This window comes from Paracoccus tibetensis, assembly GCF_900102505.1.
GTDB classification, from domain to species: domain Bacteria; phylum Pseudomonadota; class Alphaproteobacteria; order Rhodobacterales; family Rhodobacteraceae; genus Paracoccus; species Paracoccus tibetensis.
Map to the genome: position 1 here is coordinate 227,425 of NZ_FMVT01000004.1, position 21,071 is coordinate 248,495.

The window sequence follows — 21,071 nt, forward strand, 5'->3', positions numbered from 1 at the left end:
TTCAGCGAGTGTACGACATTTCCCGGCCCCCGCGTAGCGATTCGCGCGGGGCGGCGTCCGGCCTCAGGCCGTGGCCGCGCCCGCCTGCTGCCGGCGCGCCGCCTTCTGCGCGCGCCGCTCGTCTCGGCGGATGCGGCGGCGGCCGTCCCAGGCCAGCAGCGTCGGGGTCAGCAGAAGCGTCACCGCCGTCGCGACGAAGAGGCCGCCGGCGATTCCCGTGGACAGCTGGATCCAGAACTGCCCCGACGGCGCGCCGAAGTAGAGGTCGCGCCCGGTGAAGTCGATGGTCATGCCCAGCACCATCGGCAGAAGACCGATGACGGTGGTTCCCGCCGTCAGGATCACCGGCCGGAAGCGCTCGCCCGCGGCGCGGCGCGCGGCCTTGTCGGGACCCAGCCCGTTGCCGCGATGCTCGTTGTAGGCGTCGATCAGCACGATGTTGTTGTTCACCACCACCCCGGCCAGCGCCATGATCCCGATGCCGCTCATCACGATCGAGAAGGGCTCCTGCCGGATCATCAGGCCCAGGAAGACACCGGCAATCGAGAAGATGATCGCGGTCAGGATCAGGAAGGCCTGGTAGAAGCTGTTCATCTGGATCAGCAGGATGGTGAACATCAGGAACAGCGCGACGAAGAAGGCGCCGACGAGGAAGGTCATCGCCTCCTGCTGGTCCTCGATCTCGCCGCCGAAGCTGACCTCGACCTCGTCGGGCAGCTCGAGCTGGGCGATGGCCTGCTCGACCCGCGTCAGCTCGGCCTGAAGGGTCGAGCCGGGCGCAAGCTCGGCCGACAGCGTCTGCGTCTCGCGCGCCGCGATGCGGGTGATGGCCGCGGGCGCCGGCGCCGGCACGATCTGCACCACGTTCGAGATCGGCACCTGGCCCTGCCGCACCGCGACGCGCAGGTTGCTGAGGTTCTCGAGGTTCCGCTGCTCGGGCGGGTAGCGCAGCGCGATGTCCACCTCCTCGTCGGCGAAATCGGGCAGGTAGGTGCCAAGGTTCACGCCGTTCGTCAGCAGCTGCACGGCCGTGCCGATGGTGTCCATGTCGACGCCGTAGCGGGCCGCCTCCTCGCGGTCGACCACCAGCCGGATCTCGGGGTTGGGGCGCGGCGTGTCGTTGGCGATGTCGACGAAGGTGCCCTGCTCGACCATCAGCCGCTCGATGGCCTCGGCCGCCGCCTGCAGCGTGGCCCGGTTGTTCGAGGACACCTCGATCTGCACCGGGCGCGAGGCTGCCGGCCCCTGCGCCGCCGCCTCGACCTGGATGCCGAGGCCCGGCACCTCGGCCGTCAGCGCGCGCATCTGGTCGATGATCTCGCCCGAGCGGGCGCGGGTCTGCCAGTCAGTGAACTCGACCTGGATCTGCCCGATCACGTCGCTCGAGAGGCTCGAGCGCACCCGCTCCTCGACCGAGCCGATGGTGCGGGCATAGACGCTGTCGATGCCGGGCAGGCCGATCAGCCGCTGCTCGACCAGCCGCACCAGCTGATCGGATTCCTGCACCGCGAGGTTGCCGTTGGCCGAGATCTGCACCTGCGCCCGCTCGGCATCCGTCGTCGGGAAGAAGTCGACCCCGCGGCCGAAGATCGAATAGGCGTAGAAGCAGGACAGCAGCCCCAGGATCGCCAGGCCGAGCGTGGCGCCCGGCCGCTGGATCGTCCAACCCGAGAAGCGGTTCATGACCGAGGGAACCTCGGCATCGCCGTCGTCGGTCACCATGCCGCCGCCGCCGCCGCCCAGCACGGTGCCGGTGACCGGCACGAAGATCAGCGCCATCGCCAGCGACATCAGCAGCGTCGCGATCATGGTGGCGGGCAGGTAGAACATGAACTGCCCCGCGAGGCCGGGCCAGAAGAGCAGCGGGAAGAACACGGCGAGCGTGGTCGCGGTGGAGGCGGTGATCGGCCAGGCCATGCGCTGCGCGGCCATGCGGAAGGCGTCGAACTTGCTGTGGCCCTTGGCGATCAGCCGCTCGCCCAGCTCGACCACGACGATGGCGCCGTCGACGAGCATTCCGACGACCAGGATCAGCGCGAAGAGGACGATGACGTTCAGCGTGAAGCCGAGCGCCCAGATGATGAGGATGCCGCCGAGGAACGAGCCGGGGATCGCGACCGCGACCAGCAGCGAGGCGCGCACGCCCAGAAAGAGGACCGTGACCAGCATCACCAGCACGACGGCGGCGATGACGTTGTTCTGCAGGTCCGACAGCAGGTCCTGCATCTCGATCGACTGGTCGTTCATGAAGTCGACCTGCACCTGCGCTGGCCAGTCGCGCGAGGCTGCCTGCACCTCGGAGCGGACGGCGGCGACCGTGTCGATGATGTTGGCGCCGGCCGACTTGCGCACGTCGATGGCCAGCGCGGGCTGGCCGTCGATGCGGGCGAAGCTGGTCGGGTCCTTGAAGGTCTGGCGCACCTCGGCCACGTCCTGCACGCGCAGGACCGTCGGCCCGCTGACGAGGACGGGGATCGACATCACCTCGTCCAGCCGCACGACGGTGCCCGGGATCGAGACGCCAAGCCGCCCTGCCCCGGTGTCGAAGCTGCCGACGGCGATCAGCTGGTTGTTGGCCTGCACCGCCTGCGCCAGCTGGTTGGGCGAGATGCCGTAGGTTTCCATCGCCAGCGGGTCGATCAGCACTTCCAGCTGGTCCGCGCGGTCGCCGGTCAGGTCGGCCTGCAGGACGCCGCTGACCGTCTCGATCCGGTCCGACAGCTGGCGGCCGAGGCGGATCAGCTCGCGCTCGGGCACCTGGCCCGACAGGGCGACGGTCAGGATCGGGAACATCGACATGTCGATCTCGCGCACGAACGGCCCGTCCGCGCCGGGCGGCAGGTCGGGCTGCGCGTCATCGACCGCGTCCTTGACCGATTGCAGCGCGCTGTCCTGGTCGAAGCCCGGCCGGAACTCGAGCTGGATCGAGGCGAAGCCCTCGCTGGCGCTCGTCTGCATCCGCCGCAGCCCGTCGAGCGAGTTGACCTGCCGCTCGATCGGCTCGGCCAGCAGCTTGCCGGCATCCTCGGCGCTGACGCCGCTATAGGTCACGTTGACGATGAAGATCGGGATGTCGACTTCGGGCATCGACTCCTTCGGGATGGTGACATAGGCGAAGAACCCCGAGAGGATCAGCGCCACCATCACCAGGACGACCGTCCTTGCCCGAGAGAATGCCGCCGCGATCATCCCGTTCATCACCCGCTCCTCAGTTCAGGTCCGCCGGCGTCGCGCCCTGCGCCACGCCGCCGGCCGTGGCCGCCCCCAGCATCTCGGCCGCCTCGGCCTCCAGCGGCACCGCGCCCGCGTCGGGCGATGGACTGCCGCCCAGCACGTTGCGGAACTCTTCGGGCGTCTCGCTGACCCGGGCCTTCTGCCCGTCGTTCAGCGCGCCCTGCGAGATGGTCACGATCCGCGCCTCCTCGGGTAGGCCGCTGGCCCAGATCGCCTCGGCGCGCGCCTGCACGATCTCGATGGGGGCGAAGCGCAGCGTCTCGCCGTCCGCATCGACAATGATCACCCCGATCCGGCCGGCGTCGTCCAGCCGCACCAGCGCGGGCGAGATGCGATGCGCCCGCTGCGGCTGCATCGCCAGCGAAATCTGCGCCGAAAGGCCGGCGGGGATCGCGTTGTCGGGGTTCGGGATCTCCAGCTCGACGCGGAAGGTGCGCGTCTCGGCCATCGCGACCGGAGAGATGAAGCGCACGACCGCCTCGGCCTCGCGCCCGCCCTGGAAAGTGACCTCGGCCGTCTGGCCCAGCTGGACCGAGGTGATCTCGGACTGCCGCACGTCCACCTCGGCGATCAGCGGGTCGTTGTTCACGATCTCCAGGATCTCGCCGCCGGCCTGCACGAAGCTGCCGATGTCGGCATGGATGGTGCTGACGGTGCCGGTGATCGGCGCGCCGAGCAAGGTGTTCTCCAGCTCCAGCTCGGCCGCGCGCAGTCCGGCGCGGGCCGCCTCGAGCGCGGCAAAGCGCGACTGCACCTCGGCCTCGGAGGTCACGCCCCGCTCGCGCAGCTGCCGCGCCGCCTCGTAGTCCCGCTCGGCCGAACGCAGCTCGGCCTCGGCCCGCGCGACGCCGGCCTGCCGGTCGTCGGCCGACAGCCGCGCCAGCTGCTCGCCCCGTTCGACCTCGGTGCCCTGCCGCACCACCTCCTCGACGATGCCGCTGATGCGCGCGCGCAGGACCGAGGTCTGGTTCGGCACGATGTTGCCATAGAGGACGACCCTCGGCTCGACCACCTCGGCCCGGCTGAGGCTGGCGGCGACATGGGGAATGGGGGCCGCGACCTGCTCGGGCTCCGCGGGGGGCTGGCGGTTCAGCATCCCGCCGCCGATCCAGAACACCAGAAGGCCCAGGATCGCCAGGAACACCAGCGTCGAAAGGGAGAAAAATCGTGACATCCAAATTCACATTCAGGTTCGGAACGGCACGGGACAGGCCGGCGGGACGGCCGGTCGCTGGCATCAATGCCTCGGGGTTGCGCCAGACATGGCAAGTCGCGAGGCAAAGTCAACGGGCCGCGCGCGCTGACGTGACTTCCACCTCGGCGCGCATGGCGCGTCGGACCCGGGGATATGGTGGCCCGTGAGAGATTCGAACTCCCGACCGGCCCGGTGTAAACGGGACGCTCTACCACTGAGCTAACGGGCCCCGGCCCACGCGTTAAAGCGCGAAACCGCCGCCATTGGCAAGCCCGTTCGGCGGCTCCAGCAGCAGGCTGCGACCGTCCCTGACGGCAAGCACCGCGCCTTGCGCCAACGGCGCCTCGTGCAGGCGCGCGACGCCCGCTTCGGTGGCAACTGCCCAGATCATTCGCAGCGTGATCCCGTGTCCGACCAGCAGCGCCGGGCCCTGCAGCTCGGAGAGGAAGCTGCGGCACCTGGCCGCAAGCGCTGCGAAGCCCTCGCCCCCGGGGCAGCGGTCGTACCAGCCAAGCCCGCGCTCCGCGAAGAGCGCGGGATGGGCGATGTGCAGATCGGACATCGCGCAGCCCGTGAAGGCGCCGACATCGACCTCGGCCAGGCGGGCGTCGGTACGAAAGCCCGCCGCGCCGAAGAGCAGCCGGGCGGTCGCGACCGCGCGCCCCTGCGGACTGCTGAACCGCGTCCCCGGCAGGGCCCGCACCAGGTCCGCAAGCGCAAGCGCCTGCGCCCGTCCCTGCGCGGTCAGCGGCGAATCCAGCCGGCCCTGCAGCCGCCCTTCGCGGTTCCACCGGGTCTCGCCGTGCCGTATCAGGTAGAGATCGGGCAGCACCGTGCCATCCTGTCGCCATTCGTCCCGCTGCCTGTTCGTGAATGTGAAGGGAAAAGGCAAGCATCGGCAGGTGACCGCCTACAACCTGATGTGGTAGAAGATGTGCGCGCCACACGTCATCCGGGATTCTGCTCGGAGGATGACATGCCCGGCGCAACGCCGTCCCGCCTGCGCCTGCCCCCATCGCCCCTCACCGCAAGCTCGCCCTCATGCTCCAGAAGACCCGCCCCTTCGCTGCACTCGCCGCCGCTGCGGCCCTTATCGCCGCCGTTGCCGGAGGCGCGCGCGCCGAAGGGCTGAGCTTCGCCCCGGCCCTGCGGGATGTTGCGACCGTCGTCCCGGCCAGCACCACCGCCCTGCGCCTGCCGGGCGCGGTGACGCTGCGGCCGGCCGTCACGCCGGTCTACCGGCGCTGGATGAGCCCCGAGATCCGCACCGCCTGGAACGCCGGCTTCCGGGGCCAGAACACGCGCATCGTGGTGGTGGACGATTTCACCAGCAGCGACCGCTTCTCGGGCAATTTCGGTGCGGGCGAGACCAACCGCCGCCACGGATACTGGGTGCGGCAGCAGGCCGGCATGATCGCCCCCGCGGCCGAGTTTCGCACGCTCGACTACTACTCGAACGAGCGGGTGACGGCGCGGAGCACCGGCCTCACCGTCGTCAATCTCAGCTACGGGATCTTCGGCCGCCCCGGCATGCCCATCATCGAGAGCGAGCTTCCGCCGCAGGAACGGTCGATCATCCGCCACGCGCGCCTCGGCACGGCGGTCGTGGTGCAGGCGGCCGGAAATGACGGCGTCGCGGTCGGGACGATGGAGCCGGGCGGAGATGTCGACTACCTCTCGCTCGCGCTGATCGGCAAGCAGTCCGCCATTTTCGTGGGCGCGCTGGACCGGAACGGGACCGTCACCAACAAGGCGCGAATCGAGAGCTATTCGAACCGCGCGGGCGGACGGCGCGCCGTGCAGGACCGATTCCTCATGGTGGGGGTGCGGGACGACGTGACGGGCCTCGCCGGAACCTCCTTCGCCGCGCCGATCGTCAGCGGCTACGCGGCCGTTCTGGGCAGCAAGTTCCGCGGGGCATCGGCCACGCAGATCAGCAACCGGCTGCTGAACACCGCCCGCACCGACACGATCCGCAACTACCGCCGGGACGTGCATGGGCGCGGCGAGGCCAGCATCGGCCGTGCCATCGCGCCCTCGCGCATCGACTGACGCGATGGGCCGGCGGATGCCGCGGCCGCTCGGCGCGCTGCCGGCCCGGCTGGTGCTGGGCGCGGTGCTGGCCGCGGCGCCGGCGGTCCTGCCGCATCCGGCTGCGGCCGAATTCCTCGACCACAGCCACCTTCTGGACCTCAGTGACGGCTCGGACCGGGCGGCCCGCGTCCGCACCGCCAGCCGCGGCGGCTACGCGCTGTCGGACGGCCGCCCGATCCGCCTGCGCGACTGGTACGAGCCCGGACTGCCCGACCTGACGCTGCGCCTGATGACCGAGATGTCGGATGGCGTCGGCATCACCTGGGGCGTCTCGACCGGCGAGACGGGCCGGAAATACCGCATCGCCCCGGCCCTGCATCTGGGTTTCGTGCTGCAGGACGAGCTGTTCGAGAACGCGCTGCTGACCTTCAGCGGCTCGGCCCTTCTGGGCGGCGATCTGACCGAACGCTCCTGCATGGGCGATTACGGCGAGTTCGGCGCGATGGCCGTCAACTGCCGCCTGGCCGCGACCATCCTGCCGCCGGAGGAGACGCTGGACTACCTGCTCGACCGCAGCGGCTGGCACAGCAGCTGGCTGGCGGTGCAATTCGAATACAAGTTCTGAAAGGGGGAAGATGCTGGAGCGGGTGAAGGGAATCGAACCCTCGTCGTAAGCTTGGGAAGCTTCTGCTCTACCATTGAGCTACACCCGCGTGCGTTCCGACCTAGCGGATGGCGCGCAGAGCGTCAAGCGGCTCAGCGCAGCCCCATCTGCGCCAGCGCGGCGGCCACGGCTGGGGGCAGCGACGCCTCGGCCTCGCGCCCCTTGGGCAGGTCGGGTGGCGCGTCGGCCTGGTCCAGATAGCGCCAGCCCTGGAAGGGGCGGCGCGGGACGGCGGCGACCCGCACCAGGTCGCGGTCGAGAACGAGGCCGCAGCGCAGGATGCCGTCGCCCCCCTCGACGCGGTCCAGTCCGAGGATGCGCTGCCGGGCCAGCATCACCCCCTTGAAGACCCAGTAGATCGAGCCGCCCTCCAGCAGCTCGGCCTCGCGCTTGGGCCACATCCGGGTGACGTGCAGCGCGGGGGCGGCGCCAAAGCGCTGCGCCTGCCAGGCGGCAAGGTCCTCGGGGCGCTCGGCGCCCACGCAGAGCTTCATCAGGTTCAGGATTTTCGTCATCGGCACCCACCTAATGCCGGGCCGGCCCGGCATCAAGCCGCGCATGAAAAAGGGGCCGCGATGTCGCGGCCCCTGTCGTCGATCGGAAGCGGGCGATCAGAGCTCGTCGAGCTTCTCGACCGCCTTCTCCAGCTCTTCCTTAGTCACGGTCTTTTCCTCGACCTTCGCCTGCGCGGCGATGTGGTCGATGACCTTGTCCTCGAAGATCGGCGCGCGGAGCTGCTGCTGGGCGCCCTGGTTCTGCTGGATGAACTCGAAGAACTGCCGCTCCTGGCCCGGATACTGGCGAGCGGCGCGCAGGACGGCCTGCGTCATCTCCTGGTCGGTCACCGTCACCTCGGCCTTCTGGCCGATCTCGGCCAGCAGCAGGCCAAGGCGCACGCGGCGCTCGGCCAGCTTCTTGTGCTCGTCCGTCGGCTCGATATTGCCGTGGTTGTGGTCGTGAACCTCGGGGTTCTCCTCGTGCCACAGCTGGTGCGCGATCTGGCTGGCCTCGGCCTCGACCAGGGCATCGGGCAGGTCGAACTTCACCTTCTCGTCCAGCTGGTCGAGGAGGCTGCGCTTCATCACCTGGCGCGCGGCGCCGGCATATTCCTGCTCGAGACGGTCCGAGATCTGCTTCTTCAGACCGTCCAGGTCCTCGGCGCCGAACTTCTTGGCCAGCTCGTCGTCAATCTCGGCGGCCTTCGGCGCCTTCACGGCCTTGACCTTGCACTCGAAGGTCGCGGCCTTGCCGGCCAGGTGCGGGGCGCCGTATTCCTCGGGGAAGTTCACCTCGACCTTGATCTCGTCATCGGCCTTGGCGCCGACCAGCTGGTCCTCGAAGCCGGGGATGAAGCTGTTCGAGCCCAGGACCAGCGGGTAGTCCTCTGCCTCGCCACCCTCGAAGGCCTCGCCGTCGACGAAGCCCTTGAAGTCGATCACGACCTGGTCACCGTCCTTGGCCTTGGAGCCCTTGCGGCGGTCTTCGAAGCTCTGCGCCGACTTCGCCAGGTTCTCCAGCGCCTCGGTCACGGCGGCTTCCTCGGCCGGGACGGTCAGTTTCTCGAGGCTCAGCTCGGACAGGTCGATCTCGGGGATCGGCGGCAGCGCCTCGTAGGAGACGTTGACGACGACGTCATCGCCCTCTTTCCAGGTCTCGCCGTTCTCCATCTCGACCTTGGGCTGCAGGGCCGGGCGATCGCCCGACTCCTCCAGATGCTTGCGCAGCGCGCCGTCGATGGCGTCCTGCATCGCATCGCCCATGATCCGCTGGCCGAACTGCTTCTTCAGCATCGCCATCGGGACCTTGCCCTTGCGGAAGCCCTTCATCTCGACCTCGGGCTGCGCCTCTTTCAGCTTGGCATCGACCGTGGCGGCCAGATCCGCGGCGGGCAGGGTGAACTGGTAGCCCCGCTTCAGACCTTCGTTCCGGGTTTCCTTGACCTGCATCATCGTCCTCATAGCAAGAAGGGCCGCCGATGGTCGGCGGCCTGAAAATTTCCCCGGTTCTAGTCGCCGGGCGCCCGCCCTGCAAGCAGATAGACGGCGCGCCCCTTGGCGGCTCAGTGCCGGGGTCGGGCCATGACGCGGTGCAGCTCTGCTGTCATGCCGTCGGTCATCAGATGCGTGCCGGCCTGCATCGCCTTGCCCTTCCAGCCGCTGACCACCTCGGCCTTGCCCTTCATCATGGCGCGGTAGCCGGCGCCGGCGACGGTCATGGGATCGTCCTTCGGTCCCTGCCCCATCAGCGTCTTGTCCATGCCCGAGCGCGGGAAGAAAGGCGTGTCCACCGGCCCCGGCGCGAGGTTGGTGACGGTGACGCCCGTGCCCATCACCTCGTGGTGCAGCGCGCGGGCGAGCATGTTCACATAGGCCTTGCTGGCGTTGTAGACCGCTTGGTTCGGCCCCGGCATCCGACCCGCGATCGAGCCTGTCATCAGGATGCGGCCATGCCCGCGCGCCAGCATCCGGCGCAGGATGCGGTGGACGAGGACCGTGGTGCCAACAACGTTGGTGCCGACAAGATTCACGATGTCCACCTCGTCCTGATCGGCGAAATGGCCGACGCGGCCGTGCCCGGCATTGGCAAAGAGGAGGTCCGGGCAGCGGCCGCCAAGAGCGGTCATCAGCTTGTCGATCCCGTCCTCGTCGGACAGGTCGGCGTGCAGCGTCTCGACCTGCACGCCGGTCATCTCCAGCGCCTCGGGATGCTCGATTTCGCTGCTCTGCGAGACCAGCAGCAGGTCATGCCCGTCCGAGGCCGCGATCTGCGCAAGGCAGCGGCCGATGCCGCTGGAAGCGCCGGTCACCAGCGCGAGCTTGTCATGGGCCATGCTGGCCTCCGTTCTTGGGAATGGGATGTGGGCGCCGCGCCGGGGAAGCCGGCGCGGCGCGAGGATCAGCCGCAGGCGCGGATCAGCCGAGGGTCAGGAAGACCCGCAGGCGGCCGCCGGGTGCGGCTTCGGCATGGGCCGGAGCGCCTTGGTCCATCAGCCGGGACAGCACAGCCGCGCGCGCCGGCGGCACGACGCCGACCCGCTGGCCGGCCTCGGTCTCGACGGCGATGGCGGCGGGATCGAAGGCGCGCGACGGATCGCGCCGCAGCACCAGGCGCTGGCCCGGCGTCGGGCGGAAGCTGCGGTCCGGGTTGGCGAGATGCGTGGTCAGCACCTCGACCGGCTCGGCCCGCCCCCGCGCGAGCGCGGCACTCGGCAGGACAGCGGCGGCGGGAACCCCCGCCAGCGCCAGCGTGCCGAGGACCTGCCGCCGCCCGATCATTCCATCTGCTCGGACTGGGCGCCGCTGTTGGGACGCGCGGAACCAAGGTCCGGCTCCTCACCCATCGGCTCATGCGCGCGGGTGGTGAACTCGCCCTTGCCGTCGATCGAGGTGCCTTCGGACCAGCGACCTGCGACCGGCTCGGAGCCGTCGGCCTGGAAGCCCAGGAAGGCGTAGTTGAAGTCCTGGTTCTCTTCCTCCTGCGGGAAGCTGTTGGGGATCGGGAAGACGCCCTCGGCGCCGCCCAGCTCTTCCAGCGCGGCCAGGAACTGGTTCTGGTGCATGGTGTCGCGGGCGATCAGGAAGGCCAGCATCTCGCGCATGCCGGGATCGGTCGTCATGTTGTAGAGCCGCACAGCCAGGATGCGGCCGGTCGACTCGGCGGTGACGTTGGCGTGCATGTCGGCGGCGATGTTGCCGCTGGCATAGATGTGGGACATGTTGAAGGGCACGCCGTCGCTGTCGATCGGCATGGCCGAGAGGCCGGCGGACAGCAGGTTCTTCAGGTTGATCCCGCCGAGGATCGCGCCCGCGACCGGATCGGCGGCAGCCTCTTCCTGCATGGACAGCGGCGCCCCTTCCAGGTTCATCGCGACGGCCGTGGCCAGCATCTCGATATGACCCAGTTCCTCGGCCGCGGTGTTCATCAGCAATTCGCGGAAGCGCGCGTCGCCCCGGGCGCCGCAGGCTTGGAAGAAGTACTGCATCGCGACGCGGATCTCGCCCTCGACGCCGCCGATGGCCTGCTGAAGGGCACGGGCGAAGAGCGGGTCGGGGGTCTCGACGCGCACGGGGAATTGCAGTCGGTTGTCGACATAGAACATGGAAGGATGCCTCCGGGGTTTGGCTGTGACCGAGTTGCCTCGTCGGCGCTCTGAACCGCGATAGACCTGCTATGTTCCCGACGCTTGACAGCAGGCGGATGTCCGGCGGTTGCCCGCCGGACATCCGCCTGCTCAGAGGCCGGCCTTGCGGTAGATCGCGTCCAGCACCTCGGCCAGCGCCGTCAGCCGCTCGGCCTCGGGGTCGAACCCGGCCCCGCCTGCAAGGCGGTGGGCCCAGTCCACGGCGGCGCGCCCGCCCCAATCGTCCGGCGGCGCGGCGATCTGGCGCCGGCTCGTGCCGTCATGGCGCCAGGCGCCGAAGTCGAAGAACGAGCCGTCGATATTGGCCACGCGCCCGCCGGCGGCAGTGCCATGCGCCTCCATCCCGATCACCGCGTCCTGCCCCGCCGGCAGGTTCCACGAGCAGGCGAGGCGGATCACCGTCCCGTCCGCGGTCTCGAGCGTGGCCGAGACGTAATCCTCGACCTCGTGGCGCGGGTCCTCCAGCGGGCGGCCGCCGCGGCGGGCATGGGCGGCGACGACCTCGATGCCGGTCGGCTCGAGGCACCAGAGCGCCATGTCCACCAGATGGATGCCGAGGTCGATCAGGCAGCCGCCCCCGGACAGGGCGCGGTCGCGGAACCACGGCTTGTCGGGGCCATAGGCATTGTGGAAGGTCAGGTCGAGCGCGTGGACAGCGCCCAGCTCGCCGCCGCGGATCTGCTCGCGCAGGGCGATGAAGGCCGCGGCATGGCGATAGCTGAGATCGGTGGCCAGCAGCCGGTCCGCCGTCCGCGCCGCCTCGACCACCGCCCCCGTCTCGGCGCCGCTGCGGCCAAGGGGCTTCTGGCAGAAGACCGCCGCCCCCGCCTGAAGCGCCGCGATCGATTGCCCGGCATGCAGGGCCGAGGGCGTGGCGATCACCACCCCGTCCGGCTGCGTCTCCAGCACCGCCTCCAGCGCGTGACCGGTCGCCGCGCCCGGCACGAGGCTGGCCGCCGCCTCGACCGAGGACGGGTCGGGATCGGCCAGCGCGACGATCTCGATCCCGCCGGCCTCGGCCATCGCCTGCATCCGGTGACGCCCAATCCAGCCGAGGCCAAGGAACCCGATGCGGGGGCGGTCCAGCGCCGCCTGCGGCTTCGCCATCAGCTGCATGAGATCAGCGCCTTCACGAAATTGCCCGGCTTGTCGCGGGTGGCGTCCAGCGCGGCGCCCAGCTCCTCTAGCGGGAAGACCTGAGAATAGAGCGGACTAGGGTCCAGTCGGCCCGCGGCGATGGCGGCGACCGCCTCGCGCATGCCGCGGCGCACGACCTCGGGGTCGCGCTCATGGGCGTTGATCACGTCCATGCCTTTCCAGTTCCACATCTGCATGTTGACCTGCCGCGGCCCGTCCTGGTGATAGCCGCCGATCACCAGCCGGCCCCCGTCGCGCACCAGCTCGGCGGCCAGGTCCAGCGGCCATTGCTTGCCGACGACCTCGATCACCACGTCGCAGAGCTTCTCGCCGGTCAGGCGCTTGACGTCCTCGATGATCCGCCAGTGATCGTCCATCACGACCGTCTCGGCCGCGCCCATGCGGCGCGCCAGCTCCAGCGAGCTCTCCCGACGCGAGATCGCGATGACCCGCGCCCCGGCATCCGCCGCCTGCCGCACCAGAAGCGCGCCCAGGAAACCGATGCCGATGACCGCCACCGTGTCGCCCGGCCGCACCGCGCTGCGGTGGAAGACGTTGATGGCGCAGCCCAAGGGCTCGGCCGGGACCGGCTGGCCGTCCAGCTCGCGCGGCAGCGGGATCACGTCGGCGGCGGGAACGCAGTCATGGGTGGCAAAGCCGTGCTGGCCCGCGAAGGCGACGCGCTGGCCGAGGCTGACGCCCTCGACACCCTCGCCGAGCGCGTCGATGCGGCCCCACCCCTCGTGGCCGAGCGCGCCGGGCGCCAGCGGGAATTCCAGCCAGTCCGGCCCGGCCCAAGGCCCCAGGTTCGAGGCGCAGACGCCGCAGCCCTCGAGCGCGATCCGCACCTGCCCCGGGCCGGGGCTGCAAGGGGCGGTCGGCACGATCTGCACCTTACCCGGCGCCACGATCCGGGCCGCGCGCGGCCCCTGTCGCATGGCAAGATCCTGCGGCCAAGCGGTCGGGCTGGCATCGTTCATCGACTGTCTCCGGCTGTTTTTTGCTAATGTTTCAGGCCCTGAACAAGAAGCTGGAACAAATGTTCCCGACGCAGGTTCAGCGGCCCGGATGATGTCAAAGATGACATTGAAGAAGCGGGACCGGCCGGGGCGCGGCACGGCCGCGCGGGCCGCGGGTCCATCATGAAGGGGAAAGGGGACAGATGACAAAGGTTCTTATCACGGGCGGCGGCGGCTTCATCGGGCGCCATGTGGCCGAGGAACTGCTGGAGGCCGGCCACGAGGTCGTGCTCTACGACGCGATGATCGACCAGGTCCATGCGGGGACCGAGGTGAAGCTGCCCGAGGGCGCGCGGCTGGTGCGCGGCGACATGCGCGAGGCCGAGAAGCTGGAAGGCGCGCTCAAGGGCTGCGAGGCGGTGCTGCATCTGGCGGCCGAGGTCGGGGTCGGGCAGTCCATGTACGAGATCGCGCGCTATGTTGGCGCGAATGATCTGGGCACCGCGGTCCTGCTGGAGGCCATCGCCAAGCACCCCGTGAAGAAGCTGGTCGTCGCCTCCTCGATGAGCGTCTATGGCGAGGGCTACTACCGCACCCCTTCGGGCCAAGTGAACGAGACCGTGCGCCGCAACGTGGCCGACCTGCGCGCCGGCCGGTGGGAGCCGGTGACCGAGAACGGCGTCGCGTTGATCCCGGTCGCGACGACCGAGAGCAAGCGGGTCGACCTCGCCTCGATCTACGCGCTGACGAAATACCAGCAGGAACAGGCCGTGCTGATCTTCGGCAAGGCCTATGACATCCCCTCGGTCGCGCTGCGCCTCTTCAACGTCTTCGGCGCCGGGCAGGCGCTGTCGAACCCCTACACGGGCGTTCTGGCGAACTTCGCCTCACGCATCGCCAACGGGCAGGCGCCGACGATCTTCGAGGATGGCGAGCAGAAGCGCGACTTCGTCCATGTGCGCGACGTCGCCCGCGCCTTCCGCCTGGCGCTGGAAAGCGACGCTGCGGCGGGTCATGTGATCAATGTCGGCTCCGGCAACGCCTATACGATCAGCGACGTCGCCCGGCTTCTGGCTAAGGCGATGGACGCCGAGCACCTGCAGCCCGAGATCCTGGGCAAGTTCCGCGCCGGCGACATCCGCAACTGCTTTGCCGACATCGGCAAGGCCCGCGCGCTGCTGAGCTTCGAGCCGCAGCACCGCCTGGAGGACAGCCTCGGGCCCTTCGTCGATTGGGTCCGGCAGTCGCCCTCGACCGACAATGGCAGCCGGATGCGCCAGCAGCTCGAAGAGCGGGGACTGGTCACATGAGCCGCGGCTTCGGCTTCGTCGAGTGGTTTCGCCCCGGCGACCATGACCGGGTCGAGGCGCTTCTGCCCGGCCTCGTCGCCTCGGGCGCGACCCATCTGCGCACGCATGTCAGCTGGGCTGAATACCACGCGACCGGCGGGCAGGAATGGTTCGACTGGCTGCTGCCGCGCCTTGCCCGCGACCTCGAGCTGCTGCCCTGCGTCCACTACACCCCGCCCTCGCTCTCGCGCACCGGCCGCAGCTCCGGTGCGCCGAAGGTGCTCAAGGACTACGCCGATTTCCTCGACATCCTGCTCACGCGGCACGGCCAGCACTTCACCCATGTCGAGCTGTGGAACGAGCCGAACAATCTGTTGGACTGGGATTGGCGCGAGGACCCCGAGTTCGATCTGTTCTGCGAAATGGTGGGCGGCGCCGCCTACTGGGTCCAGAAGCGCGGCTGGAAGACCGTCCTCGGCGGGCCGGCGCCCTTCGATCCCTACTGGCTGAACCTGATGGGCGAGCGCGGCGTGCTGGGCGTTTCCGACGTCGTCGGCTTCCACGGCTTTCCCGGCACCTGGGACAGCGAGGCCGCCAGCTGGCAGGGCTGGGACATGCACCTGGGCGAGATGCGCCGCATCCTCGATCGCCACAATGCCAAGGCCCGCATCTGGATCACCGAGACCGGCTATTCCACATGGCGCCGCGACGAGATGGAGCAGGCGCGCCGCTTCGTCCACTCGCTGCAAGCCCCGGCGGATCGCGTCTACTGGTACGCCTGGTCGGACGTGCCAGCGCATGTCGCCGTGCAGGAGGGGCTGTGGTTCGACCCGCGGCACTATCACCTCGGCGCAGTGACCGAGGACGGCCAGCCGAAGCTGCTGGGCCGCGTCCTCGCCGAAGGCGGGGTCGAGCGCCTGCGCGAACTGACCGCCCTCGCCGCCCCCGCACGGATCGGAACCGAGATCAGCACCCTCATCACCGGCGGGGCGGGGTTCATCGGCGCGAATCTGGCCGATGCGCTGATGAGCGAAGGGCAGCAGGTGACGGTGCTGGACAATCTCAGCCGGCCGGGGGTCGAGCGGAACCTGCGCTGGCTCGCCGGCCGCCACGGCGACAAGCTGCGCGCGATCCCCGCCGACCTGCGCGATCCGACCGCGCTGAAGGGCGCCGTGGCGGGGGCCGAGGCGGTCTTCCACCTTGCCGCGCAGACGGCCGTGACCACCAGCCTGACGGCCCCGGTCGAGGATTTCGAGGTGAACGCCCGCGGCACGCTGGACCTGCTGGAAGCCGTGCGGGCAACGGGCCGCAAGCTGCCGGTGATCTTCGCCTCGACCAACAAGGTCTACGGCGCCCTGGCCGATCTTCAGGTCGCCGAGACCGACACCCGCTGCGGCCCGACCGACAACCTGATCGCCGCGCATGGCGTCGACGAGACGCGGCCGCTGGACTTCTGCACGCCCTACGGCTGCTCGAAGGGCGTCGCGGATCAGTATGTGCTGGACTACGCCAAGAGCTACGGCATCCCGGCGGCGGTCCTGCGGATGAGCTGCATCTACGGCCCCCGCCAGTTCGGGACCGAGGATCAGGGCTGGGTCGCCCATTTCCTGATCCGCGCGCTGGAGGGCCGGCCGGTGACCGTCTTCGGCACCGGCCGCCAGGTCCGCGACGTGCTGCATGTCCATGACGCGGTCGCGGCCTATCGCGCGCTGCTGGGGCGCATCGACACGCTATCGGGCCGAGCCTTCAACCTTGGTGGCGGCCCAGACAATTCGGTCAGCCTCGGAGAGGTGCTGGACGAGATTTGGGACATCACCGGCAAGCCGGTGCAGATCGACCGCTCGGACTGGCGGCAGGGCGATCAGCCCTGGTTCGTCGCCGACACCCGCGCGCTGGAGGCCGCGACCGGCTGGAAGGCCAGCATCGGCTGGCGCGCCGGCCTGCGCGATCTGGCCGAATGGCTCGCGGCCGAGCGGAACCTGCCGCTGCGGGCGCAAAGGAAGCTGGCATGAAGGTGCTGATGACGCTCGACGCCGTCGGGGGGGTCTGGCGCTACGCGCTGGACCTGGCCTCGGGGCTGACGGCGCGCGGGGTGCGGGTGGTGCTGGCGGGTCTCGGGCCTCAGCCTTCGGCTGAGCAGTTGGCCGAGGCCCGCGCCATCGCGCCGCTGGAATGGGGCGAGGCGCCGCTGGACTGGATGGCGGGGGCGCCGGATGAACTGGCCAGTGTCGCGCCTTGGATCGACGGGCTTGCCACGAAGCACGGGGTGGATCTTCTGCACCTGAACCTGCCGACGCAGGCGGTGGGGCTGCGCTGCGGCCTGCCGGTGCTGACGGTCTCCCATTCCTGCCTTGCCACCTGGTTCGCCGCCGTCCGGGGCACCGCCGTGCCGCAGGACATGGCGTGGCAGGCCGCCCTGACCGCCGAAGGGCTCGCCGCCGCCGACCTGATCGTGGCGCCGACCCGCGCCCATGCCGAGGCCGTCACCGCCGCCTACGGCATGACCAGCCCCATCGAGGTCGTCCACAACAGCAGCCAGGTGCCCCTGCCCCGCAGCGCCCGCGCGGCCGAGATTGTCGCCGTCGGCCGCTGGTGGGACGACGGCAAGAACGGCGCCGCTCTGAATGCGGCCGCCGAGGGCTGCGCTTGGCCGGTCACCCTCCTCGGCGCCACCGACGGCCCGAACGGCGCCCGGATCGCGCTGAACCACGCCCGCGCCGGCGGCTCCCTGCCCCATCCGCAGGTCATGGCGCGCATCTGCCGCGCCGGCATCTTCTGCGCCCCCTCGCTCTACGAGCCCTTCGGCCTTTCGGTGCTGGAGGCCGCCCGCGCCGCCACGCCCCTCGTGCTGGCCGACATCCCCGTCTTCCGCGAGCTGTGGGACGGCGCGGCGGTCTTCATGGACCCGCGCAATCCCGCCGCCCTCCGAGCCGCGCTGAACGGTGTCGCGAAGGACGGCGCCCTGCGCGCCCGCCTCGGGGCCGCGGCCGAGCAGCGCGCGAACCGCTACCAGCCCCAGACCCAACATGCCGCGATGCTGCGGCTCTACCGCCAGCTCGCCTCTCAAGGCGCGCGAGCACTGACCCCGGCAGGATGACCCCCATGCGATTTCTCTTCTACACCCACTCGCTCGTCTCGGACTGGAACCATGGCAACGCCCATTTCCTGCGCGGCGTGATGCGGGCCCTGAACGCGAAGGGCCACGAGACGCTGGCGCTAGAGCCGGAAGACAGCTGGAGCCGCCAGAACCTGATCGCCGATGGCGGGCAGGCCGCGCTCAACGCCTTCGCCGCCGACTTTCCCGACCTGCGCTGGCAGAGCTACCCCGAGGATCACGACCACGACGCCGCGCTGGACGCTGCCGACGTCGTGATCGTCCACGAATGGACCCCGCCCGCGCTGGTCGCCCGCATCGGCCGCGCCCGACGCAGGGGCGGCCGCTTCACGCTGCTGTTCCACGACACCCACCACCGCGCCGTCAGCACGGCCGAAGACATCGCCGGCATGGACCTTGACGGCTATGACGGCGTGCTGGCCTTTGGCGAAGCGCTGCGGCAGCGTTACCTCGATGCGGGCTGGGGCCGGCAGGTCTTCACCTGGCACGAGGCCGCCGACACCTCGATCTTCCGCCCCCTGCCCCAGATCACGCCCGAGCGCGACCTCATCTGGGTCGGTAACTGGGGCGACGGCGAGCGCAGCGACGAGCTGGAGAGCTTCCTGATTCGCCCCGTCGAGGCGCTCGGCCTCTCCGCCACCGTCCACGGCGTGCGCTACCCGGACCATGCGCTGGACCGCCTGCGGCAGGCCGGCATCGACTATCGCGGCTGGTTGGCGAATGCCCGCGTGCCCGAGGTCTTCGCCCGTCACCGCGTCACCGTTCATGTCCCGCGCCGCCCCTATGTCACCGCCCTGCCCGGCATCCCGACCATCCGCCCCTTCGAGGCGCTCGCCTGCGGCATCCCGCTGATCAGCGCGCCGTGGGAGGATGCAGAAGGGTTGTTCCGTCCCGGTGACATCCGCTTCGTGTCGAGCGGCGACCAGATGCGCCAGGCCCTGCGCCTGATGCTGGACGACCGCGCCGCCGCCGCCGAACAGGCCGCACGCGGGCTGGAGACGATCCGCGCCCGCCACAGCTGCACCCACCGCGCCGAGGAACTGCTGGACATCCTCACCCGCCTCGCCGCCCCGGCCCTCAAGGAGGTCACCGCATGACCCGCGTCGCCTTCTACGGATCGAGCCTTCTTTCCTCCTACTGGAACGGCGCGGCGACCTATTACCGCGGCATCATCAAGGCGATGGCCGCACAGGGCTACCGCGTGACCTTCCACGAACCCGACGCCTTCGACCGCCAGTCCCATCGCGACATCGAGGTGCCGGACTGGGCCGAGGTGAACGTCTGGCCCGCCACGCCCGAGGGTCTTGCGGCCGCCGCGGCGCAGGCGGCGGATGCCGACATCGTCGTGAAAGCCTCGGGCGTCGGCTATGCCGACGACGAGATCCTGCGCCAAGTGATGGCCGCCGCCCGCCCCGACGCGCTGCGGATCTTCTGGGACGTGGACGCCCCGGCGACCCTTGCCGAGATGCGGCAGAACCCGAACGACGCGCTGCGCCGGATGCTGCCGGACCTGGACCTGATCCTGACCTATGGCGGCGGCGATCCGGTGATCCGCGCCTATCGCGAGCTGGGCGCGCGGGACTGCGTGCCGGTCTACAACGCGCTCGACCCCGCGACCCACCATCCCGCCCCGCCGCAGCCGCGCTTCCAGGCGGACCTCGGCTTTCTCGCCAACCGCCTGCCCGACCGCGAGGCGCGGGTGGCCGAGTTCTTCCTGCGCCCTGCGAGCGCCCTGCCGGGCCGGCAGTTCATCCTCGGCGGCTCGGGCTGGCAGCCCGAGCATCTGCCGGGCAACATCCGCTGCCTCGGCCATGTCCGCACAGGCGATCACAACGCCTTCAACTGCACACCCCGGGCGGTGCTGAACGTCGCCCGCGACTCGATGGCCGCGACCGGCTTTTCCCCCGCCACCCGCGTCTTCGAGGCGGCGGGCGCGGGCGGCTGCCTCATCACCGACTACTGGGAGGGCATCGAGCTGTTCCTGAAGCCGGACGAAGAGGTGCTCGTGGCCCGCGACGGCCAAGATGTGGCCGATTTCCTGACCAACCTGCCGCCCGAGCGCTTCGGCCAGATCGGCCAGGCCGCCCTGCGCCGCGTTCTGGCCGAGCACACCTACGACCGCCGCGCCGAGCAGTTGCACAGGGTCCTGACCGACGCCGCCGCCAAGGCCAAGGCCGCCGCGCCCCTCCGCAGCGAGGTGGCGCTGTGAGCGGCGAGATCGTGATCTTCGGCCTGTCGCTGAGCTCGTCTTGGGGCAACGGCCACGCCACCACCTTCCGCGCCCTGCTGCGCGGGCTCCATGCCGAAGGCCGGCGCGTCCTGTTCCTGGAACGGCGCCAGCCGTGGTATCAGGAGAACCAGGACCTCGCCGATCCCGACTTCTGCGAGCTGCGCTTCTACGACGAGATCCCCGAGGCGCTGGCCCGCTACCGGGACCGGCTGGAGGATGCCGAGGCGGTGATCGTCGGCTCCTACGTCCCCGAGGGCCAGCGCCTGATCGACGCACTGGACCGGCTGCCGCTGCGGCAGCTCTGCTTCTACGACATCGACACGCCGGTCACGATGGACCTGCTGGACAAGGGCGACGAGACCCATCTCGCCCGCCGCCAGATGCCGCGGTTCGATGCCTACTTCTCCTTCTCGGGCGGCAAGGTGCTGGACCGGCTGCGCGAGGTCTATGGAACCCCGAACCCGCAGCCCCTCTACTGCGCGGTGGACGAGGGCGCCTACCAGCCGATGGAGGTGCCGAGCCGGTGGGATCTCGGCTATCTGGGCACCTACAGCCCCGACCGCCAGCCCGGCCTTGAGGCCCTGCTGATCGAGCCGGCCCGCCGCCTGCCGCAGATGCGCTTCGTTGTCGCGGGCTCGATGTTCCCCGGCGACATCGAATGGCCCGAGAATGTCGAGCGGATCGAGCATCTGCCCCCGGCCCAACACGCCGAGTTCTACAACGCGCAGCGCTTCACCCTGAACATCACCCGCGCTGCGATGCGGCGCCTCGGCTGGTCGCCCTCGGTGCGCCTGTTCGAGGCGGCGGCCTGCGGCACCCCGATCATCTCGGACCGCTGGCAGGGGCTGGACGAACTGCTGCCCGAGGACCGCGCCGTCCTTATCGCCGACGGCCCCGATCAGGTGGTGGAGGCGCTGACCGCCCTGCCCGAAACGCGGCGGCAGGCCCTCGCGGCCGAGGCGCGGCGCATCGTTCTTTCGGGCCACACCGGCCGCGCCCGCGCGCGCGAGCTGGCGACGCAACTGGCGCTTGGCGCCCAATCCGCCCCGGCGGCAATCAGTGCAGGATAGGAC

18 protein-coding genes and 2 tRNA genes are annotated in these 21,071 nt (G+C 70.2%); 8 read left to right on the forward strand and 12 right to left on the reverse strand.

Annotated elements, in window-relative coordinates; genetic code table 11:
• Positions 1-63 precede the first annotated feature (63 nt).
• The 4 genes from BLP73_RS07310 to BLP73_RS07325 all read right to left on the reverse strand — a co-directional run bounded on the left by BLP73_RS07310 (position 64) and on the right by BLP73_RS07325 (position 5,261).
• Entirely contained in the window at positions 64-3,198 is a 3,135-nt protein-coding gene (locus BLP73_RS07310; RefSeq protein ID WP_090741860.1) for an efflux RND transporter permease subunit, read from the reverse strand.
• Positions 3,199-3,208: 10 nt separating this feature from the next.
• The gene (locus tag BLP73_RS07315; RefSeq protein WP_090741861.1) at positions 3,209-4,408 is read right to left on the reverse strand and encodes an efflux RND transporter periplasmic adaptor subunit; all 1,200 of its coding nucleotides are present in this window, start codon (positions 4,406-4,408) and stop codon (positions 3,209-3,211) included.
• A 175-nt stretch (positions 4,409-4,583) separates the two neighbouring features.
• Positions 4,584-4,658 (reverse strand) — tRNA-Val (locus BLP73_RS07320).
• A 12-nt stretch (positions 4,659-4,670) separates the two neighbouring features.
• Complete coding sequence (locus BLP73_RS07325; RefSeq protein ID WP_090741862.1) at positions 4,671-5,261, reverse strand: histidine phosphatase family protein; 591 nt, start codon at positions 5,259-5,261, stop codon at positions 4,671-4,673.
• Between the two features lie 209 nt (positions 5,262-5,470).
• Between BLP73_RS07325 and BLP73_RS07330 the strand changes: the two genes are divergently transcribed.
• Both BLP73_RS07330 and BLP73_RS07335 read left to right on the forward strand, forming a co-directional pair.
• On the forward strand, positions 5,471-6,481 hold the full coding sequence (locus tag BLP73_RS07330) for a S8 family serine peptidase (RefSeq protein WP_090741864.1): 1,011 nt from the start codon (positions 5,471-5,473) through the stop codon (positions 6,479-6,481).
• A 16-nt stretch (positions 6,482-6,497) separates the two neighbouring features.
• Complete coding sequence (locus BLP73_RS07335) at positions 6,498-7,088, forward strand: hypothetical protein (RefSeq protein ID WP_139165910.1); 591 nt, start codon at positions 6,498-6,500, stop codon at positions 7,086-7,088.
• Between the two features lie 14 nt (positions 7,089-7,102).
• Here the strand turns inward: BLP73_RS07335 and BLP73_RS07340 are convergent.
• The 8 genes from BLP73_RS07340 to BLP73_RS07375 form a co-directional block, all read right to left on the reverse strand.
• Positions 7,103-7,176: transfer RNA gene (locus BLP73_RS07340), tRNA-Gly, on the reverse strand.
• A 43-nt stretch (positions 7,177-7,219) separates the two neighbouring features.
• Positions 7,220-7,642: a DUF1489 family protein gene (locus BLP73_RS07345; protein WP_090741868.1), complete on the reverse strand. Its 423-nt coding sequence runs from the start codon at positions 7,640-7,642 to the stop codon at positions 7,220-7,222.
• Positions 7,643-7,738: 96 nt separating this feature from the next.
• A complete protein-coding gene (gene tig, locus BLP73_RS07350; protein WP_090742137.1) occupies positions 7,739-9,073 on the reverse strand; it encodes a trigger factor in 1,335 nt (444 codons plus the stop codon).
• Positions 9,074-9,186: 113 nt separating this feature from the next.
• Complete coding sequence (locus BLP73_RS07355) at positions 9,187-9,957, reverse strand: SDR family NAD(P)-dependent oxidoreductase (protein WP_090741870.1); 771 nt, start codon at positions 9,955-9,957, stop codon at positions 9,187-9,189.
• Between the two features lie 82 nt (positions 9,958-10,039).
• Complete coding sequence (locus BLP73_RS07360) at positions 10,040-10,402, reverse strand: HIRAN domain-containing protein (protein WP_245686583.1); 363 nt, start codon at positions 10,400-10,402, stop codon at positions 10,040-10,042.
• Positions 10,399-11,226, reverse strand: coding sequence for a manganese catalase family protein (locus tag BLP73_RS07365; protein WP_090741873.1), 828 nt, complete (start codon positions 11,224-11,226; stop codon positions 10,399-10,401). Before BLP73_RS07365 ends, BLP73_RS07360 begins: the two co-directional genes overlap by 4 nt.
• A gap of 132 nt (positions 11,227-11,358) precedes the next feature.
• On the reverse strand, positions 11,359-12,384 hold the full coding sequence (locus BLP73_RS07370) for a Gfo/Idh/MocA family protein (protein WP_245686584.1): 1,026 nt from the start codon (positions 12,382-12,384) through the stop codon (positions 11,359-11,361).
• Complete coding sequence (locus tag BLP73_RS07375; RefSeq protein WP_090742144.1) at positions 12,375-13,343, reverse strand: MDR/zinc-dependent alcohol dehydrogenase-like family protein; 969 nt, start codon at positions 13,341-13,343, stop codon at positions 12,375-12,377. Before BLP73_RS07375 ends, BLP73_RS07370 begins: the two co-directional genes overlap by 10 nt.
• Positions 13,344-13,567: 224 nt before the next feature.
• Between BLP73_RS07375 and BLP73_RS07380 the strand changes: the two genes are divergently transcribed.
• From BLP73_RS07380 to BLP73_RS07405, 6 genes are read left to right on the forward strand one after another with little or no spacing between them, the layout of a single operon-like run.
• Positions 13,568-14,674 (forward strand): NAD-dependent epimerase/dehydratase family protein, encoded by a 1,107-nt coding sequence (locus BLP73_RS07380; protein WP_090741876.1) that lies wholly within the window; start codon positions 13,568-13,570, stop codon positions 14,672-14,674.
• Positions 14,671-16,665, forward strand: a complete 1,995-nt coding sequence (locus BLP73_RS07385) for an NAD-dependent epimerase/dehydratase family protein (RefSeq protein WP_090741878.1) — start codon at positions 14,671-14,673, stop codon at positions 16,663-16,665. Before BLP73_RS07380 ends, BLP73_RS07385 begins: the two co-directional genes overlap by 4 nt.
• Complete coding sequence (locus tag BLP73_RS07390) at positions 16,662-17,750, forward strand: glycosyltransferase family 4 protein (RefSeq protein WP_245686585.1); 1,089 nt, start codon at positions 16,662-16,664, stop codon at positions 17,748-17,750. The genes BLP73_RS07385 and BLP73_RS07390 overlap by 4 nt, the downstream gene beginning before the upstream one ends.
• 5 nt (positions 17,751-17,755) lie before the next feature.
• A complete protein-coding gene (locus BLP73_RS07395) occupies positions 17,756-18,865 on the forward strand; it encodes a CgeB family protein (protein WP_090741880.1) in 1,110 nt (369 codons plus the stop codon).
• Complete coding sequence (locus BLP73_RS07400) at positions 18,862-19,977, forward strand: CgeB family protein (RefSeq protein ID WP_090741882.1); 1,116 nt, start codon at positions 18,862-18,864, stop codon at positions 19,975-19,977. Before BLP73_RS07395 ends, BLP73_RS07400 begins: the two co-directional genes overlap by 4 nt.
• Complete coding sequence (locus BLP73_RS07405) at positions 19,974-21,068, forward strand: CgeB family protein (protein ID WP_090741884.1); 1,095 nt, start codon at positions 19,974-19,976, stop codon at positions 21,066-21,068. The genes BLP73_RS07400 and BLP73_RS07405 overlap by 4 nt, the downstream gene beginning before the upstream one ends.
• The last annotated feature ends 3 nt before the right edge of the window (positions 21,069-21,071 follow it).

Bases quoted from the DNA above. Each gene is read 5' to 3' on its own strand.
- BLP73_RS07310 (WP_090741860.1), bottom strand. From the start codon at position 3,198: ATGAACGGGATGATCGCGGCGGCATTCTCTCGGGCAAGGACGGTCGTC.
- BLP73_RS07315 (WP_090741861.1), bottom strand. From the start codon at position 4,408: ATGTCACGATTTTTCTCCCTTTCGACGCTGGTGTTCCTGGCGATCCTG.
- BLP73_RS07330 (WP_090741864.1), top strand. From the start codon at position 5,471: ATGCTCCAGAAGACCCGCCCCTTCGCTGCACTCGCCGCCGCTGCGGCC.
- BLP73_RS07335 (WP_139165910.1), top strand. From the start codon at position 6,498: ATGCCGCGGCCGCTCGGCGCGCTGCCGGCCCGGCTGGTGCTGGGCGCG.
- BLP73_RS07345 (WP_090741868.1), bottom strand. From the start codon at position 7,642: ATGACGAAAATCCTGAACCTGATGAAGCTCTGCGTGGGCGCCGAGCGC.
- tig (WP_090742137.1), bottom strand. From the start codon at position 9,073: ATGCAGGTCAAGGAAACCCGGAACGAAGGTCTGAAGCGGGGCTACCAG.
- BLP73_RS07355 (WP_090741870.1), bottom strand. From the start codon at position 9,957: ATGGCCCATGACAAGCTCGCGCTGGTGACCGGCGCTTCCAGCGGCATC.
- BLP73_RS07360 (WP_245686583.1), bottom strand. From the start codon at position 10,402: ATGATCGGGCGGCGGCAGGTCCTCGGCACGCTGGCGCTGGCGGGGGTT.
- BLP73_RS07365 (WP_090741873.1), bottom strand. From the start codon at position 11,226: ATGTTCTATGTCGACAACCGACTGCAATTCCCCGTGCGCGTCGAGACC.
- BLP73_RS07370 (WP_245686584.1), bottom strand. From the start codon at position 12,384: ATGCAGCTGATGGCGAAGCCGCAGGCGGCGCTGGACCGCCCCCGCATC.
- BLP73_RS07375 (WP_090742144.1), bottom strand. From the start codon at position 13,343: ATGCGACAGGGGCCGCGCGCGGCCCGGATCGTGGCGCCGGGTAAGGTG.
- BLP73_RS07380 (WP_090741876.1), top strand. From the start codon at position 13,568: ATGACAAAGGTTCTTATCACGGGCGGCGGCGGCTTCATCGGGCGCCAT.
- BLP73_RS07385 (WP_090741878.1), top strand. From the start codon at position 14,671: ATGAGCCGCGGCTTCGGCTTCGTCGAGTGGTTTCGCCCCGGCGACCAT.
- BLP73_RS07390 (WP_245686585.1), top strand. From the start codon at position 16,662: ATGAAGGTGCTGATGACGCTCGACGCCGTCGGGGGGGTCTGGCGCTAC.
- BLP73_RS07395 (WP_090741880.1), top strand. From the start codon at position 17,756: ATGCGATTTCTCTTCTACACCCACTCGCTCGTCTCGGACTGGAACCAT.
- BLP73_RS07400 (WP_090741882.1), top strand. From the start codon at position 18,862: ATGACCCGCGTCGCCTTCTACGGATCGAGCCTTCTTTCCTCCTACTGG.